This is a genomic window from Serratia liquefaciens, from assembly GCF_027594825.1.
GTDB classification, from domain to species: domain Bacteria; phylum Pseudomonadota; class Gammaproteobacteria; order Enterobacterales; family Enterobacteriaceae; genus Serratia; species Serratia liquefaciens_A.
Genome location: NZ_CP088930.1, coordinates 3,750,073 through 3,765,384 on the forward strand (window position 1 = coordinate 3,750,073; position 15,312 = coordinate 3,765,384).

General features: G+C 56.4%; 12 protein-coding genes. 9 read left to right on the top strand and 3 right to left on the bottom strand.

Going from position 1 to position 15,312, the window contains the following annotated elements:
* Positions 1 to 41 precede the first annotated feature (41 nt).
* The 9 genes from rlmD to LQ945_RS17160 all read left to right on the top strand — a co-directional run bounded on the left by rlmD (position 42) and on the right by LQ945_RS17160 (position 12,038).
* Positions 42 to 1,391: a 23S rRNA (uracil(1939)-C(5))-methyltransferase RlmD gene (rlmD, locus tag LQ945_RS17120; RefSeq protein WP_270101308.1), complete on the top strand. Its 1,350-nt coding sequence runs from the start codon at positions 42 to 44 to the stop codon at positions 1,389 to 1,391.
* 9 nt (positions 1,392 to 1,400) lie between these two features.
* Positions 1,401 to 3,632: a GTP diphosphokinase gene (gene relA, locus LQ945_RS17125; RefSeq protein WP_262240553.1), complete on the top strand. Its 2,232-nt coding sequence runs from the start codon at positions 1,401 to 1,403 to the stop codon at positions 3,630 to 3,632.
* A 154-nt stretch (positions 3,633 to 3,786) separates the two neighbouring features.
* A complete protein-coding gene (gene mazG, locus LQ945_RS17130; RefSeq protein ID WP_270101309.1) occupies positions 3,787 to 4,581 on the top strand; it encodes a nucleoside triphosphate pyrophosphohydrolase in 795 nt (264 codons plus the stop codon).
* A 71-nt stretch (positions 4,582 to 4,652) separates the two neighbouring features.
* Positions 4,653 to 5,516 carry a hypothetical protein gene (locus LQ945_RS17135; RefSeq protein ID WP_270101310.1) on the top strand — a complete coding sequence of 288 codons (864 nt, stop codon included), beginning with the start codon at positions 4,653 to 4,655 and terminating at the stop codon, positions 5,514 to 5,516.
* 393 nt (positions 5,517 to 5,909) lie between these two features.
* Positions 5,910 to 7,547, top strand: coding sequence for a glutamine hydrolyzing CTP synthase (gene pyrG / locus LQ945_RS17140; RefSeq protein ID WP_020825241.1), 1,638 nt, complete (start codon positions 5,910 to 5,912; stop codon positions 7,545 to 7,547).
* 81 nt (positions 7,548 to 7,628) lie between these two features.
* On the top strand, positions 7,629 to 8,924 hold the full coding sequence (gene eno / locus LQ945_RS17145) for a phosphopyruvate hydratase (RefSeq protein ID WP_262240551.1): 1,296 nt from the start codon (positions 7,629 to 7,631) through the stop codon (positions 8,922 to 8,924).
* Positions 8,925 to 9,222: 298 nt separating this feature from the next.
* Positions 9,223 to 10,413 (top strand): NAD(P)/FAD-dependent oxidoreductase, encoded by a 1,191-nt coding sequence (locus LQ945_RS17150; RefSeq protein ID WP_270101311.1) that lies wholly within the window; start codon positions 9,223 to 9,225, stop codon positions 10,411 to 10,413.
* Between the two features lie 10 nt (positions 10,414 to 10,423).
* Positions 10,424 to 10,795: a hypothetical protein gene (locus LQ945_RS17155; RefSeq protein WP_044554201.1), complete on the top strand. Its 372-nt coding sequence runs from the start codon at positions 10,424 to 10,426 to the stop codon at positions 10,793 to 10,795.
* A gap of 46 nt (positions 10,796 to 10,841) precedes the next feature.
* Positions 10,842 to 12,038: a methionine gamma-lyase gene (locus LQ945_RS17160; protein ID WP_270101312.1), complete on the top strand. Its 1,197-nt coding sequence runs from the start codon at positions 10,842 to 10,844 to the stop codon at positions 12,036 to 12,038.
* Positions 12,039 to 12,067: 29 nt separating this feature from the next.
* On the opposite strand, the gene LQ945_RS17165 is transcribed toward LQ945_RS17160, so the two are convergent.
* The 3 genes from LQ945_RS17165 to LQ945_RS17175 are packed head-to-tail and all read right to left on the bottom strand — an operon-like array spanning position 12,068 to position 15,310.
* Entirely contained in the window at positions 12,068 to 13,591 is a 1,524-nt protein-coding gene (locus LQ945_RS17165; protein ID WP_270101313.1) for an HAL/PAL/TAL family ammonia-lyase, read from the bottom strand.
* A gap of 10 nt (positions 13,592 to 13,601) precedes the next feature.
* Positions 13,602 to 14,459, bottom strand: coding sequence for a quaternary amine ABC transporter ATP-binding protein (locus LQ945_RS17170; protein ID WP_269935016.1), 858 nt, complete (start codon positions 14,457 to 14,459; stop codon positions 13,602 to 13,604).
* A gap of 5 nt (positions 14,460 to 14,464) precedes the next feature.
* Positions 14,465 to 15,310: an ABC transporter permease gene (locus LQ945_RS17175; protein WP_044554204.1), complete on the bottom strand. Its 846-nt coding sequence runs from the start codon at positions 15,308 to 15,310 to the stop codon at positions 14,465 to 14,467.
* Positions 15,311 to 15,312: the final 2 nt, after the last annotated feature.

The following is a 15,312-nucleotide window of genomic DNA, read 5'->3' on the forward strand; positions in this document are numbered from 1 at the left end:
ACAATCTCTACTTTAAATGAACCAGCACTCAATCGACAAATATGGCGCAATTCTACTCTCCGAAACGCCGCATGACGACCCGGCAAAATTCTCCCGTGTTAACACTGACGGTGGACAATCTCGATCCCTTTGGTCAGGGCGTGGCACACCACAACGGCAAAGCGATTTTCGCCCCAGGGGTATTACCGGGTGAGCAGGCGGAAGTCCAACTGACGGAAGAAAAAAACAAGTTTGCCAAAGGCAGGTTAAAGCACCTGCTCAGTTGCAGTCCGCAACGTGTCAAACCACGCTGCCCACATTTTGGCATGTGCGGCGGCTGCCAGCAGCAACACGCGGATGAAAGCCTGCAGCAGCAGAGCAAGGCGGCGGCGCTGGTGCGAATGATCGCTCGCGAAACCGGCGTTACACCACAGCAGGAACCGGTGATCGCCGGTCCGCAATACGGCTATCGCCGCCGCGCCCGTCTCGGGCTGTTGTGGCAGCCTAAGCAGCAGCGTCTGGTGATGGGCTTTCGCCAGGCGGCGTCCAGCGATCTGGTGCCGGTGACGCAATGCCCGGTGCTGCATCCCGAACTGGAACAATTACTGGCGCCGTTGCGAGCCTGCCTGAGTGCATTGCAGGTCGCCAAACGACTGGGGCATGTCGAACTGGTGCTGGCAGACAACGGTCCGGTACTGGTTCTGCGCCATCTCGACGCCTTGAAAGAGGATGACCGCCAGGCCCTGCAGGCTTTTGCGCGGACAAAAAACGTAGCCATTTATTTGGCGCCGGACAGCGATAGCCTCGAAAAACTGTGCGGTGAAACGCCGTATTATCAGGTCGACGGGCTACGCTTAGACTTCAGTCCGCGTGACTTTATTCAGGTAAATGACAGCGTAAATCAGCAAATGGTGGCCCAGGCCCTTGAATGGCTCAGTATTCAACCCAATGATCGGGTATTGGATCTGTTCTGCGGCATGGGCAATTTTACCCTGCCGTTGGCGCGACGCGCCGCTGCGGTGGTGGGCATAGAAGGTGTTGCCACACTGGTAGCGAATGGGCAATATAATGCACATAAGAATAGGCTGAATAACGCCAGCTTCTTCCATGAAAATCTGGAAGAAGACGTTGAGCAACAACCTTGGGCAGCACAAGGATTTGATAAAGTGATGCTGGACCCTGCCCGTGCGGGCGCGGCCGGAGTGATGTCACATATTGTTAAACTGGCGCCAGAGCGGGTGGTTTATGTTTCCTGTAACCCGACCACGCTGGCACGCGACAGCAAAGTGCTGCTGAGCGCCGGTTATCGTCTTGCACGTGTGCGGATGTTGGATATGTTTCCGCATACGGGGCATCTTGAGTCAATGGCGCTGTTTATTAACGGTTCTGCGCCAGAGGTCGCTGCAAAGTAGGGAGAGGGTATGGTTGCGGTAAGAAGTGCACATCTGAACACGGCTGGTGAATTTGCTCTCGACGAGTGGATTGCCAGCTTGGGGCTACCTAACCCGCAGTCATGTGAGCGATTAGCCGCAACCTGGCGCTACTGTGAGCAGCAGACCCAGAACCATCCTAATGCGCCGCTGTTGCTGTGGCGCGGGCTGGAAATGGTCGAGATCCTCTCTACTCTGAGCATGGATAACGACAGCATGCGCGCCGCGCTGCTGTTCCCGCTGGTGGATGCCGGCATCGTGCAGGAAGAAACCCTGACCGAAGAGTTCGGCAAGGGCATCACCTATCTGGTGCATGGCGTACGCGATATGGACGCCATCCGCCAACTGAAAGCCACCCAAAACGATTCGATGGCCTCCGAACAGGTCGACAACGTGCGCCGCATGCTGTTGGCGATGGTGGAGGATTTTCGCTGCGTGGTCATCAAGCTGGCGGAGCGTATCGCTCACCTGCGCGAAGTGAAAGATGCGCCGGAAGACGAACGCGTGCTGGCGGCGAAAGAGTGTTCGAACATCTATGCCCCGCTGGCTAACCGTCTGGGTATCGGGCAGCTCAAATGGGAGCTGGAAGATTTCTGCTTCCGCTACCTGCATCCGGACGAGTACAAACGCATTGCCAAGCTGTTGCATGAACGCCGCATCGATCGCGAACAGTTTATTGACGATTTCGTCGCCTCGCTGCGCAATGCGATGGTCGATGAAGGCGTCAAGGCGGACATCTACGGCCGTCCAAAACACATTTACAGCATCTGGCGCAAGATGCAGAAGAAGGCATTGGCGTTTGACGAGTTGTTTGACGTGCGCGCGGTGCGCGTGGTGGTCGAGCGCTTGCAGGACTGCTATGCCGCGCTGGGGATTGTGCATACCCACTTCCGCCATCTGCCGGATGAGTTCGACGACTACGTCGCCAACCCGAAGCCCAACGGTTATCAGTCGATCCACACCGTAGTACTGGGCCCGCGTGGGAAAACGCTGGAAATTCAGATCCGCACCCGACAGATGCATGAAGATGCAGAACTGGGTGTCGCCGCGCACTGGAAATACAAAGAGGGTGCGGTTGCGACGGTACGTTCCGGCTACGAGGAACGCATCGCCTGGCTGCGCAAACTGATCGCCTGGCAAGAAGAGATGGCGGACTCCGGCGAGATGCTCGACGAGGTTCGCAGCCAGGTGTTCGACGATCGGGTTTATGTATTTACCCCGAAAGGCGATGTGGTGGATCTGCCGGCAGGCTCTACGCCGCTCGACTTCGCTTATCATATTCACAGCGATGTCGGCCACCGCTGCATCGGCGCCAAAATTGGCGGGCGTATCGTGCCCTTTACCTATCAGCTGCGGATGGGGGACCAAATTGAGATCATCACCCAGAAGCAGCCGAACCCAAGCCGCGACTGGCTGAACCCGAACCTGGGCTATGTCACCACCAGCCGCGGACGTTCCAAGATCCACAACTGGTTCCGCAAACAGGATCGCGATAAAAATATCCTTGCCGGTCGCCAGATGCTGGACAGCGAGCTGGAACACCTCGGCATCAGCCTGAAAGAGGCTGAGAAGCTGCTGATCCCGCGTTACAACATGAATTCGCTGGATGAAATACTGGCGGCGATTGGCGGCGGTGATATTCGCCTGAATCAGATGGTGAATTTCCTGCAGGGCAAGTTCAACAAGCCGAGCGCCGAAGAGCAGGATCGCGAAGCGCTGCGGCAGCTGGTGCAGCAGAAAGCGCCTCCGGCAACCCGCAGCAAGGACAATGGCCGGGTGGTGGTGGAAGGGGTAGGCAATCTGATGCACCACATTGCCCGTTGCTGCCAGCCGATCCCGGGTGACGATATTATCGGTTTTATCACCCAGGGGCGCGGTATCTCCATCCACCGTGCGGATTGTGACCAACTGGTGGATCTGCAATCGCACGCGCCGGAGCGTATCGTCGACGCGGTATGGGGCGAAAGCTATTCCAGCGGTTACTCGCTGGTGGTGCGCGTGATGGCCAACGATCGCAGCGGTCTGCTGCGTGACATCACCACCATTTTGGCCAACGAAAAGGTCAACGTGCTGGGCGTGGCCAGCCGCAGCGACACCAAAAAACAGCTGGCAACCATCGATATGGACATTGAAATCTATAACCAGCAGGTGCTGGGCCGGGTGTTAGCCAAGCTCAATCAACTGCCGGACGTGATAGACGCCAAACGCCTGCACGGCAGCTAAATCACCTGCGCCTTTCGGGCCACATCATTGTTGGCCAGGCTCTGTGGCTTCAGTTATCGTAGGGGCGAACATATTCGCCCCGATTGACCCGGGCTCAGCACGCTGCGCCGCTACACTAATGACCGGCGCCGATTCTTTTGTCAGAGACTTTCTTATGACCCAATCTTCTCCACTGCAACGCTTGCTGAACATCATGAAAACGCTGCGCGATCCGCAGGTCGGTTGCCCATGGGACCGTAAACAAACCTTCTCCACCATCGCCCCTTACACGCTGGAAGAAACCTATGAGGTGCTGGACGCCATCGAACGTCAGGACTACGGCGATCTGCGGGACGAACTGGGGGACCTGCTGTTCCAGGTAGTGTTCTACGCCCAGATGGGCCAGGAGCAGGGGCTGTTTGGTTTCGACGAGGTGTGTAACGCCATCAGCGACAAGCTGGAACGTCGCCATCCGCATATTTTCGGGGAAGCCGATGCCGCCGACAGCGAGGCCGTTGCGGCGCGTTGGGAGCAGTTGAAGGCCGGTGAGCGTGCAGAGAAAGCGCTGCATTCTGCGCTGGATGACATTCCTCAGGCGCTGCCGGCGCTGATGAAGGCGCACAAGATTCAGAAACGCTGCGCTTCGGTCGGTTTTGACTGGCATACCTTGGGCCCGGTGCTGGACAAGGTCTACGAAGAGATCGACGAAGTTATGCATGAAGCGCAGCAGGCGGTTGTCGACGAACAGAAACTGGAAGAGGAAATCGGCGACCTGCTGTTTGCCACGGTGAATTTATCGCGCCATCTTGGCCATAAGGCAGAAAATGCTTTGCAGGCCGCCAACCGCAAGTTCGAGCGCCGTTTCCGTCAGGTGGAAGAGATCATCCAACGGCGTGGGTTGCAGATGGGCGAAGCGACGCTGGAGCAGATGGAAGAGGCGTGGCAGCAGGTTAAGAAATCTGAAATCTGATGCGTTGCCGGCGTTAATGGCGCCCGGTTGGACATGAAGGAAGTTCCACGCAGACAAAGGAAGGTGGCATCATGATCAAGAGGCTGGTGCTTTTAGCATGTTTTTTTCCCGATTTCAGCACGGCGTTGCCTCCTGCCGATGTTGGGCGGCTGAGGTATGATGAACGCAGGCTGCCATTAGTCGATGTGCAGATCGATAACCGGTTACACACACTCATGCTGGATACCGGCAGCGCAGAAGGGATACACCTTTATCAACACGATCTGGAGCGTCTGGTCGCGCAACCTAGCCCTAAGGTGGTGCGGTTGGCGCCTCGGCGACTGAGAGATCTCTCTGGCGGTGAAAATCAGGTGTCTGCCTGGCGGATTAGTCGGCTGTTTATTGGCAATATTCCTTTTAACGACGTCGAAGCGGTGAGTTTTAAGCCCTGGGGACTCAGCCTGGGAAACGAGGTGCCGGTAAGTGAAGTGATGGGACTCGGGTTGTTCCGCGATCGAAAAGTGCTGATGGACTTCGAAAACGATCGCTTGCAAATGTTGGCTCATCTGCCTTCAGATATTGCAATATGGGCTTCTTATCCGTTCGAACAGACCGATGAGGGACTGAGCGTGACGGCCTTCGTTGGCAATAAACCGTTGCGCCTGATTGTTGATACCGGTGCCAGCCATTCTCTTTTGTTTGCCGCGGGCTTGCCGGCTGGCCTCTTGTTTTCCGGCTGTCGTTCCATTGAGCCTGAGGCTACGAACCTGGATTGCCGAGTGACCAGATTCACGTTGACCGATCGCCGGGGCCGGCATCACAACGATTTGGCCATCGTTACCGAAGGCCCAACATCTGAGGTGCTGGGCTTTGATGGTCTGTTGGGGATGGGCTTTATGCGGGGTCATCGTGTGATTGTTGATATGCCTGCACGCATGCTCTACATCAGTCGTTAACCCGACGTGCCTTGAACCCAGGCTAAACGGGTTTAGGAAAGCTGAACCGCCGCTACAATGTTGATCGGCGACAAGGTTCACCCAAGCTGAAACGGTTAAGCTCAGAGCCATAATTTGCTGAGCCGTGGCTTACCGACAGCAAAACGCCAACAAACTGAAATCTAAGGCGTTTTATTGTCTCGAAAGGGCGGAAAAATAAAATTTTCCATGCTAACTCCTTGTTTTAAAAAGACAGGCACTGGCAGGCCGATAGAGTAAACCCTGATGAACCCTTGATGGTGACAGAGATGATGGACAGTAAAACGATCGTTTGTAGGTCTGGAGAGGTTCGGGTATACTACTTTCCCGTCTTGGTTCTTCCATCGTCTTTAAACCTAAACTCTCAGGTTCAGCATGACAACTAATTATATTTTTGTGACCGGCGGGGTCGTATCCTCTCTGGGTAAAGGCATTGCCGCAGCCTCTCTGGCGGCTATTCTTGAAGCCCGTGGCCTCAACGTTACCATCATGAAACTGGACCCGTACATCAACGTGGATCCGGGCACCATGAGCCCGATTCAGCATGGGGAAGTTTTCGTCACCGAAGACGGCGCAGAAACCGATCTGGATTTGGGTCACTACGAGCGCTACATCCGCACCAAAATGTCGCGCCGCAACAACTTCACCACCGGTCGCATTTACTCCGACGTTCTGCGTAAAGAACGCCGTGGCGACTATCTGGGCGCAACCGTACAGGTCATCCCGCACATCACCAACGCGATTAAAGAACGCATCCTCGAAGGCGGCGAAGGCCACGACGTGGTGTTGGTTGAGATCGGCGGTACCGTCGGCGATATCGAATCGCTGCCGTTCCTGGAAGCCATCCGCCAGATGGCCGTGGAAGTGGGCCGCGAGCACACCCTGTACATGCACCTGACGCTGGTGCCGTACATGGCCGCTGCCGGTGAAGTGAAAACCAAACCTACTCAGCATTCCGTAAAAGAGCTGCTTTCCATCGGTATTCAGCCAGATGTGCTGATTTGCCGTTCCGATCGCACAGTTCCTGCTAACGAACGCGCGAAAATCGCACTTTTCTGTAACGTGCCGGAAAAAGCCGTTATCTCCCTGAAAGACGTTGATTCTATTTATAAAATCCCAGGCCTATTGAAATCTCAGGGGCTTGATGATTATATTTGTAAACGATTCAGCCTCAACGCGCCGGAAGCCAACCTGGCCGAGTGGGAGCAGGTTATTTACGAAGAAGCCAATCCGGGCGGCGAAGTGACTATCGGTATGGTCGGCAAATATGTCGAACTGCCGGATGCTTATAAGTCGGTGATTGAAGCTCTGAAACACGGCGGTCTGAAAAATCGTCTGACCGTGAACATCAAGCTGATCGACTCGCAGGATGTTGAAACCCGCGGCGTAGAAGTGCTGAAAGGTCTGGATGCGATCCTGATCCCAGGCGGCTTCGGCTACCGTGGCGTAGAAGGCAAGGTGATGACCGCGCGTTATGCGCGTGAAAACAACATCCCTTATCTGGGCATCTGTCTGGGTATGCAGGTGGCACTGATGGAGTTCGCCCGCAACGTTGTGGGTATGGAGAACGCCAACTCAACCGAGTTTGTGCCAGACTGTAAGTACCCGGTGGTGGCATTGATCACCGAATGGCGTGACGAAGACGGCAACGTCGAAGTGCGTACCGAAGAAAGCGATTTGGGTGGCACGATGCGTGTCGGTGGTCAGCAATGCCACCTGACCGACAATAGCCTGGTGCGTCAGATGTACGGCGAACCGACCATTGTTGAACGTCATCGTCACCGTTATGAAGTTAACAACATGCTGTTGAAGCAAATTGAAGCCGCCGGGCTGTTGGTTGCCGGCCGTTCCGCAGACAACAAGCTGGTTGAGATTATCGAACTGCCGAATCACCCGTGGTTTGTAGCTTGTCAGTTCCACCCGGAATTTACTTCGACGCCGCGTGATGGTCATCCGTTGTTCGCCGGCTTTGTGAAGGCCGCTGGTGAGTATCAGAAGCGCCAGGTGAAATAAAATATTTGGTAGGCGGCGCGCGGTGAGAACCGCGCGCTGTTTGTCTGGAGTTTTAGTTTAACTTGTACTGAGGAAAACCTAATGTCCAAAATCGTTAAAGTCATCGGTCGTGAAATCATCGACTCCCGCGGTAACCCGACTGTTGAAGCCGAAGTGCATCTGGAAGGCGGTTTCGTAGGTCTGGCTGCTGCGCCGTCAGGTGCTTCTACCGGTTCCCGTGAAGCACTGGAACTGCGTGACGGTGACAAGTCTCGTTTCCTGGGTAAAGGCGTACTGAAAGCCGTTGCTGCAGTAAACGGCCCGATTGCTCAGGCAGTATTGGGCAAAGATGCCAAAGACCAGGCTAACATCGACAAGATCATGATCGACCTGGACGGTACTGAGAACAAATCCCAGTTCGGCGCTAACGCCATTCTGGCGGTTTCCCTGGCAGCGGCCAAAGCGGCTGCAGCTTCCAAAGGTATGCCGCTGTATGAGCACATCGCTGAGCTGAACGGCACCCCAGGCAAATTCTCTATGCCACTGCCTATGATGAACATCATCAACGGCGGCGAGCACGCTGACAACAACGTCGACATTCAGGAATTCATGATTCAGCCGGTTGGCGCGAAATCTCTGAAAGAAGCCGTTCGCATCGGTTCTGAAGTTTTCCATCACCTGGCGAAAGTGCTGAAGGCCAAAGGCCTGAACACCGCTGTAGGTGACGAAGGCGGCTACGCACCGAACCTGGGTTCCAACGCCGAAGCCCTGGCTGTTATCGCTGAAGCGGTAAAAGCAGCAGGCTACGAGCTGGGCAAAGACGTAACTCTGGCGATGGACTGTGCGGCTTCCGAATTCTACAAAGACGGTAAATACGTACTGGCCGGCGAAGGCAACAAAGCCTTCACTTCCGAAGAGTTCACTCATTTCCTGGAAGACCTGACCAAACAGTACCCAATCGTGTCTATCGAAGACGGCCTGGACGAATCTGACTGGGATGGTTTCGCATACCAGACCAAAGTGCTGGGCGACAAAATCCAGCTGGTGGGCGACGACCTGTTCGTTACCAACACCAAGATCCTGAAAGAAGGCATCGAGAAAGGCATCGCTAACTCCATCCTGATCAAATTCAACCAGATCGGTTCTCTGACCGAAACTCTGGCTGCTATCAAGATGGCGAAAGACGCAGGCTACACCGCGGTGATCTCTCACCGTTCAGGTGAAACCGAAGACGCAACCATCGCTGACCTGGCTGTGGGTACTGCGGCTGGCCAGATCAAAACCGGTTCCATGAGCCGTTCTGACCGCGTTGCTAAATACAACCAACTGATCCGTATCGAAGAAGCGCTGGGTGCACGCGCTCCGTTCAATGGCCTGAAAGAAGTTAAAGGTCAGTAATAACGGTTTGGTTCGTTGCTAAATAAAAACCCGCTACGGCGGGTTTTTTTATCACTGATTATTTACATGAGTGATAGTGCGTTATTTATTATTATTGAACCAATATCGAATTGTCTGTTTTTTAACTTGATGTATTAATTATAATAATAAAATTCCTATTTATATATTCCATTTTATATTGCTTTATATTATTTAGTTACTAGACTGCCAGTAAGGCAGAAAGATAAAGCCTGTACTCCTGCCTCCGTTCGTTTCCTCATAAAATCGTCGACCTGCGGGCCGGCTGGGCGAGGGCTTGATGCGTAACAGGATTGTGGTTGTCGGTGGCGGCACCGGAGGGACCATATTAGCCAATTTACTGGCCACGAAATTACATCGGGAAATCTTGAATAATAAAGTTGAGTTATTGATGATTTCGGATTCTCCGGTCCATTATTATAAACCCGCTTTTATGTACGTTGCCTTTAACGCTTTTTTCAAACAGGAATTAACCCGCTCCCAGCAAAGCCTGCTGCGTCCGGAAATTCAGTTTATTGTCGATAAAGCGGAGCGCTTTGATTTAATTCAGCGTGTGATCCATACCCGCAGCGGCAAACAGTATTCCTATGATTTTTTGGTGTTTGCCACCGGCTGCGTACCCTGGCCTGAACGTATTGAAGGGCTGGCGCAGGCAGGCGATCATTTTTACCAATATCAGGCGGCCCGGCAGCTGGCGCAGAAGTTGTCGAGCATCGAAAAAGGCCGCATTTTCATTACCGTCTCCTTCCCTGAGACGCCCAATGTGCCGCACCAGTGTGGTATTGCCCCGATAGAAACCACCCTGATGCTCGATGATTACCTGCGTCGACGCGGAGTGCGTAAAGCGGTTGAAATTGTTTATACCTATCCGAGTGTTTCGCAGTTGCTGCGTAACTGCCTGTTTTTACAGCGTCCAACCGCGGAGGCCTTGCCGGGTATTTTCGCCGAGCGGGATATTCGCCATCAGCGCGGGTTTACTCTCAGTCGGGTGGATGCACAGCAGAAAATCGCTTATTCCGCCGAAGGTGAGCAACAGCCGTTCGATATTTTGATGGCTACCCCGCCTATCCGCGCGGTAGAGGCGGTGCGCAACACGGGCCTGAGCGAGAGCCACAACGGCGAAGGCTGGTTGCCGACCGACCACCAGACGTTACAGGTCTACGGCCAGCAAGGAGTCTATGTCATCGGCGATACGGTGGATCTGCCGGTCAGCAAGGCCGGTGGCTCCTGCCACAATCAGGCACCGGTGATTGCCGACAATATCGTGGCGGAACTGAGGCTGGGCCAGACCGTCAGCCACTACGACGGCAAGGTGCAGGCCATTGCCCAAATGGGGCTGCAGGCCGGGATGCCGCTGGTTTATGACTACCGTCACGATGTGTTGCCAACTCCCTCAACCAAGGCGGGCGGCATGCTGCGCAACGGTTTTAATCGCGGGCTCTACTGGGCAACGGTACGCGGGCTGATATAACGGAGGGCCTATGAACGCATCTGAACATGAACCGCTGGCGGCTTTGCTGGAAAAGCTACAGCCGCTGCTGGCCGGCGGGCGGCTTGATAACGTGGTCGATCTGTTGTCACTGCTGTCTGATCTGGTGGATATCGCCGATAACGCACTGGTGGAAAAGTTGGCCGGCGTTTTTGAAGACCTGGTAGCCGCGGGGTGGGAGAGTGGAACGGCGCTGAAAATGGCGCATACCGAATTGCAGTTGGACTCGTCTCCCGCCACTTTTCGTGCGCTGTATGCCTTGTTGCGACAGCCGGACACCTTGCTGGGCCTGATGCTGGTACTGCGCACTTTGCAAATCGTTGGCCAGCGCATGCGCAGCAGCGCACTGCCCACGGACGTTTGATCGAACTAATCGTCATTGCTTTCACTCACTCAGGTAAGGAGTTGTCATGTCTGCCACCTTCAGGCAAGCCTTTGCAACACGCGCCATCCATCATGGTTACGATCCTCAGCAGTTCCTCGGGGCGCTCAGCCCACCGGTGTTTATGAGTTCGACCTTTACCTTCCCGACGGCGGAATATGGCGGTGCCTGTTTTGACGGCAGCGAGACGGGGTATTTTTATTCACGCATCTCCAACCCGACCCTTAACCTGCTGGAACAGCGGATCGCCAATCTCGAGGGCGGAGAGGCTGCGGTGGCCTTTGCTTCGGGCATGGGCGCGATTACCGCCTGCTGTTGGACGCTGCTCAATCCGGGGGATGAGCTGATTGTCGATGAAACCATTTACGGCTGCACCTTCAGTTATTTCCATCACGGATTGGCGCGCTACGGTGTGAAAATCACCCACGTCGACCTGACCCGACCGGAGCGGCTGGCGGCGGCGATAGGTCCCCGGACCCGCATGGTATATTGCGAAACGCCGGCCAACCCGAATATGCGTTTGGTCGATATTGCCGCAGTGGCCGAAATCGCTCACCGCCAACAGGCGTTGCTGCTGGTGGATAACACCTATTGCACGCCGTATCTGCAACGGCCGCTGGAACGGGGGGCCGATATAGTGGTGCACTCCGCCACCAAATACATCGGGGGGCATGGCGATTTGTTGGCCGGGTTGGTAGTGACGCGTCAGGATTTGGCTCAGGACATCCGCTTGGTCGGGCTGAAAGACATGAACGGTGCGGTGCTGTCGGCCCAGGATGCCGCATTGCTGCTGCGCGGTTTAAAAACCCTGCCGTTGCGTATGGAACGCCATTGCGACAACGCCCAGCGTCTGGCGGAAATGCTGGCTCAGCATTCGGCGGTAGAACGTGTCTATTATCCCGGACTGGAGGATTTTCCCCAGTATGAGTTGGCGCGGCGGCAAATGGCGCGGCCGGGCGGCATGCTGGCATTTGAACTCAAAGGCGGCATGGCGGCGGGCATCCGCTTCCTCAATGCGTTGCGTTTGATCTTGCGCGCCGTCAGCCTGGGGGATTGCGAATCGCTGGCACAGCATCCCGCCAGCATGACCCACTCGGCCTACAGCCCCGAAGAGCGGCAGCGTCACCATATCAGCGATGGGCTGATACGCTTGTCCGCCGGCCTGGAAGATCTTGGCGACCTGAAGGCCGATATTCGTCAGGCCTTGGCGCAAAAAGAGCCTTGATGCCCCCGCCCAGCGGGAAGGGGCAAGCGTTAGCCTAGCGCAGGGGCAATTTCCGCCAGCGCCCGTTCGTCCTGCAATAGCGCCGCGCTGCTGGCAATGTCGGGCGCCAACCAGCGATCCTGATGGTAAGGTTCTACCCTTTGGCGCAGCTGTCGCCAGGCGCGCCCGGTACCTTCGCCGAAGCGTTGCTGTTGCAAAAACTCGAAGGCCTGGGCCGCCAGCAGGTATTCAATCGCCAGGATCTGGTTAACGTTGGCCAACAGCTTATGCAGCCGCAATGCCGCACCGGTCCCCAGACTGAGGTGATCTTCCTGCAGCGCCGAAGTGACATAGTTATCCACTACGCAAGGCTGTGACAGCTGGCGGTTCTCTGCGCACAGCGATGCCGCCACGTATTGGGCGATCATCATGCCGGAATTGACGCCCGGCTCACTGACCAAAAATGGCGGCAAACCGCTGACCAGCGGGTTAATCAGACGATCGATACGCCGTTCGGCGATACCGCCGAGTTCGGCGATAGCGATCGCCAACACATCGGCGGCCATCGCGACCGATTCGCCGTGCGGATTGGCCTGTGACATGACGCGGAAGTTATCCGGCGTGCCAAGCAGCAGCGGGTTATCGGTGGTGCCGTTCAGTTCGGTTTCAATCTGTCGTTCGGCATGGATAATTTGATCGCGGCAGGCGCCGTGTACCTGCGGAATAGAGCGGATGCTCAGCGCATCCTGCGTGCGAATACCTTTGCTGGCGGCAATCACCTCGCTGCCGTTGAGCAGCGCCCGCAGATTTGCGCCCACCCGTTGCATGCCTGGGTGCGGTTTCAACGCCAGTATTTCCTCGTCGAAGGCGGCAATTTGTCCGCGTAAAGCTTCAAAGCTCATGGCACCCAACACATCTGCCCAACGGGCCAGTCGCCAAGCGTCGGCAAGCGCCAGGCAGCTCAGCCCGGTCATGCAGGGCGTACCATTGACCAGGCACAGGCCATCTTTGGCCCCGAGCGAGGGCTGCGCTATGCCTTCTTCCGCCAGCGCCTGAGCGGCGGCGACGACCTGCCCGCGATAGCTGACCTCACCGAGCCCGAGCAGGGCAACGCCGACGTGCGCCATATGGGTCAGATAGCCGACCGACCCCTGCGACGGCACCTGGGGCGTGACGCCGCGGTTGAGCAGTGCCAGCAGCGCCTCAACCACCGGCCGTTGGATGCCGGATTTGCCGTGGCTGTAGTTCACGATAGCGCAGCAAATAATGGCGCGGGTCTGTTCGTCGCTCAACGGTGTACCTACCCCGCAGGCGTGGCTCATCAAGGTATTGCGCGACAGCTGCGCCAACTGTTCGCCGTGCAGTGCCTGGTTACAGAGCGCGCCCAGGCCGGTATTGACGCCGTAGGCGCGTTGTTCGCTGGTGACGATTTGCTGGACGATAGCCTGCGCGTTCTCAATACGTGCCCAGGCCGTGTCCGACAGGCTGAGCGGCACCCTATGACGCGCGACCGCCACCACGTCCTGCCAGCGCAGCGGCTGGCGATCGATCTCTACTGAAGAAGGATAGTGCATTTGGGGTTCCTCAGGCACGGGCCACACTCATCGGACGGGGTTTTTGCACATTTTCATCCAGCGCCAGGCGGCGTTGCACGAAGCGGTTAACGTATTCGTCGGCCGGGTTGTTAAGAATGTCCTGCGGCGTGCCGACCTGGATCAGTTTACCGTCCTTCAGGATCGCGATCCGGTTGCCGATGCGTACCGCCTCATCCAGATCGTGGGTGATAAACACCAGCGTTTTGTGCAGCTCTTTTTGCAGCGCCAGCAGTTGATCCTGCATCTCGGCGCGAATCAACGGATCCAGTGCGCTGAAGGCTTCGTCCAGCAAAATGATATCGGTATCGGTGGCCAGCGCACGCGCCAGCCCGACGCGTTGACGCATGCCGCCGGAGAGTTGATGCGGATAGGATTTCTCATAGCCCTTCAACCCTACGGTGTTGATCCAGTGCAGCGCACGCTCCTGATACACCTCTTTATTCTCCCCCCGCACTTTCAGGCCATAGCCCACGTTGTCCAGCACCGTTTTGTGCGGCAGCAGGCCAAAGCTCTGAAACACCATGCTGATCTTGTGGCGACGGAAGTGCTCAAGCTGCTTTTCGTCGTAGCGCAGGATATCTTCACCGTCTACCAGGATCTGGCCGCTGGTGGGATCGATCAGGCGGTTAAAGTGACGCACCAAGGTGGATTTTCCCGATCCGGACAGGCCCATGATCACGAAGATCTCACCGGCTTCGATCGACATCGACAGATCGTGCACGCCGATCACGCAGTCCGTCGCGGCCTGCACTTCCTGCTTGGTTTTTCCTTGTTGGCTCAGCGCCAATGCCGCCGCCGTTTTATGGCCGAAGATCTTGTAGACGTTTTTGATTTCTATTTTGTTCATCGGGGTTACCTCGCAACGGCGGTGCGGCCGTAAGCCTGAGTGATGCGATCAATGACCACGGCCAGAATGACGATCGCCAGCCCGGCTTCCAGTCCCAGCCCGACGTTCAGCGTCTGAATGCCCACCAACACGTCTTCGCCCAACCCACGAGCGCCGATCATTGACGCGACCACGACCATCGACAACGACATCATGGTGGTCTGGTTGATACCGGCCATGATGCTCGGCAGCGCCAACGGCAACTGGACGCCGAACAGCTTCTGCCAGCGGTTGGCGCCAAAGGCGGTCACGGACTCCATCACTTCCTTGTCCACCTGGCGGATGCCCAAATCGGTCAGGCGGATCAGCGGTGGCGTGGCGTAGATCACCGTTGCCAGAATGGCCGGCACCTTGCCCAGGCCGAACAGCATCAATACCGGGATCAGGTAGACGAAGCTCGGCATGGTTTGCATCACGTCCATCAGCGGCATCATCACCGCCCTTACGCGATCGCTACGCGCCGCCAATATGCCTTGCGGAATGCCGATAATCACCGCCAGCAGCGTGGCGACCAGTACCAGCGCCAGGGTTTGCATCAATTTGTCCCACATCCCGGCGGTACCGACCAGCAGCAACAGGCCGACGATCACCAGGGTTGGCAGCCAACGGCGGGTGGCGTGCCAGGCCAGTAGCCCGACCACGGCCAGCATCACCCACCATGGGGTGGCGCGCAGCAGGCTTTCGAGGTGGATCACCGCCCACAGCAGGGTGTCGGAGATCTTGCGGAACATATCGCCATAGTTGGTGACCAACACGTCGACCCAGCGGTTGATCCAATCGGCGATGGAAAAGGTAAAGCGTTCTGGAAACATAA

Excerpts from the sequence above, each read along its gene's own strand:
- LQ945_RS17150 (WP_270101311.1), top strand. The coding sequence starts at position 9,223 with ATGCGTAACAGGATTGTGGTTGTCGGTGGCGGCACCGGAGGGACCATA.
- LQ945_RS17165 (WP_270101313.1), bottom strand. The coding sequence starts at position 13,591 with ATGCACTATCCTTCTTCAGTAGAGATCGATCGCCAGCCGCTGCGCTGG.
- eno (WP_262240551.1), top strand. The coding sequence starts at position 7,629 with ATGTCCAAAATCGTTAAAGTCATCGGTCGTGAAATCATCGACTCCCGC.
- relA (WP_262240553.1), top strand. The coding sequence starts at position 1,401 with ATGGTTGCGGTAAGAAGTGCACATCTGAACACGGCTGGTGAATTTGCT.
- LQ945_RS17160 (WP_270101312.1), top strand. The coding sequence starts at position 10,842 with ATGTCTGCCACCTTCAGGCAAGCCTTTGCAACACGCGCCATCCATCAT.
- rlmD (WP_270101308.1), top strand. The coding sequence starts at position 42 with ATGGCGCAATTCTACTCTCCGAAACGCCGCATGACGACCCGGCAAAAT.
- LQ945_RS17155 (WP_044554201.1), top strand. The coding sequence starts at position 10,424 with ATGAACGCATCTGAACATGAACCGCTGGCGGCTTTGCTGGAAAAGCTA.
- mazG (WP_270101309.1), top strand. The coding sequence starts at position 3,787 with ATGACCCAATCTTCTCCACTGCAACGCTTGCTGAACATCATGAAAACG.
- pyrG (WP_020825241.1), top strand. The coding sequence starts at position 5,910 with ATGACAACTAATTATATTTTTGTGACCGGCGGGGTCGTATCCTCTCTG.
- LQ945_RS17175 (WP_044554204.1), bottom strand. The coding sequence starts at position 15,310 with ATGTTTCCAGAACGCTTTACCTTTTCCATCGCCGATTGGATCAACCGC.
- LQ945_RS17170 (WP_269935016.1), bottom strand. The coding sequence starts at position 14,459 with ATGAACAAAATAGAAATCAAAAACGTCTACAAGATCTTCGGCCATAAA.
- LQ945_RS17135 (WP_270101310.1), top strand. The coding sequence starts at position 4,653 with ATGATCAAGAGGCTGGTGCTTTTAGCATGTTTTTTTCCCGATTTCAGC.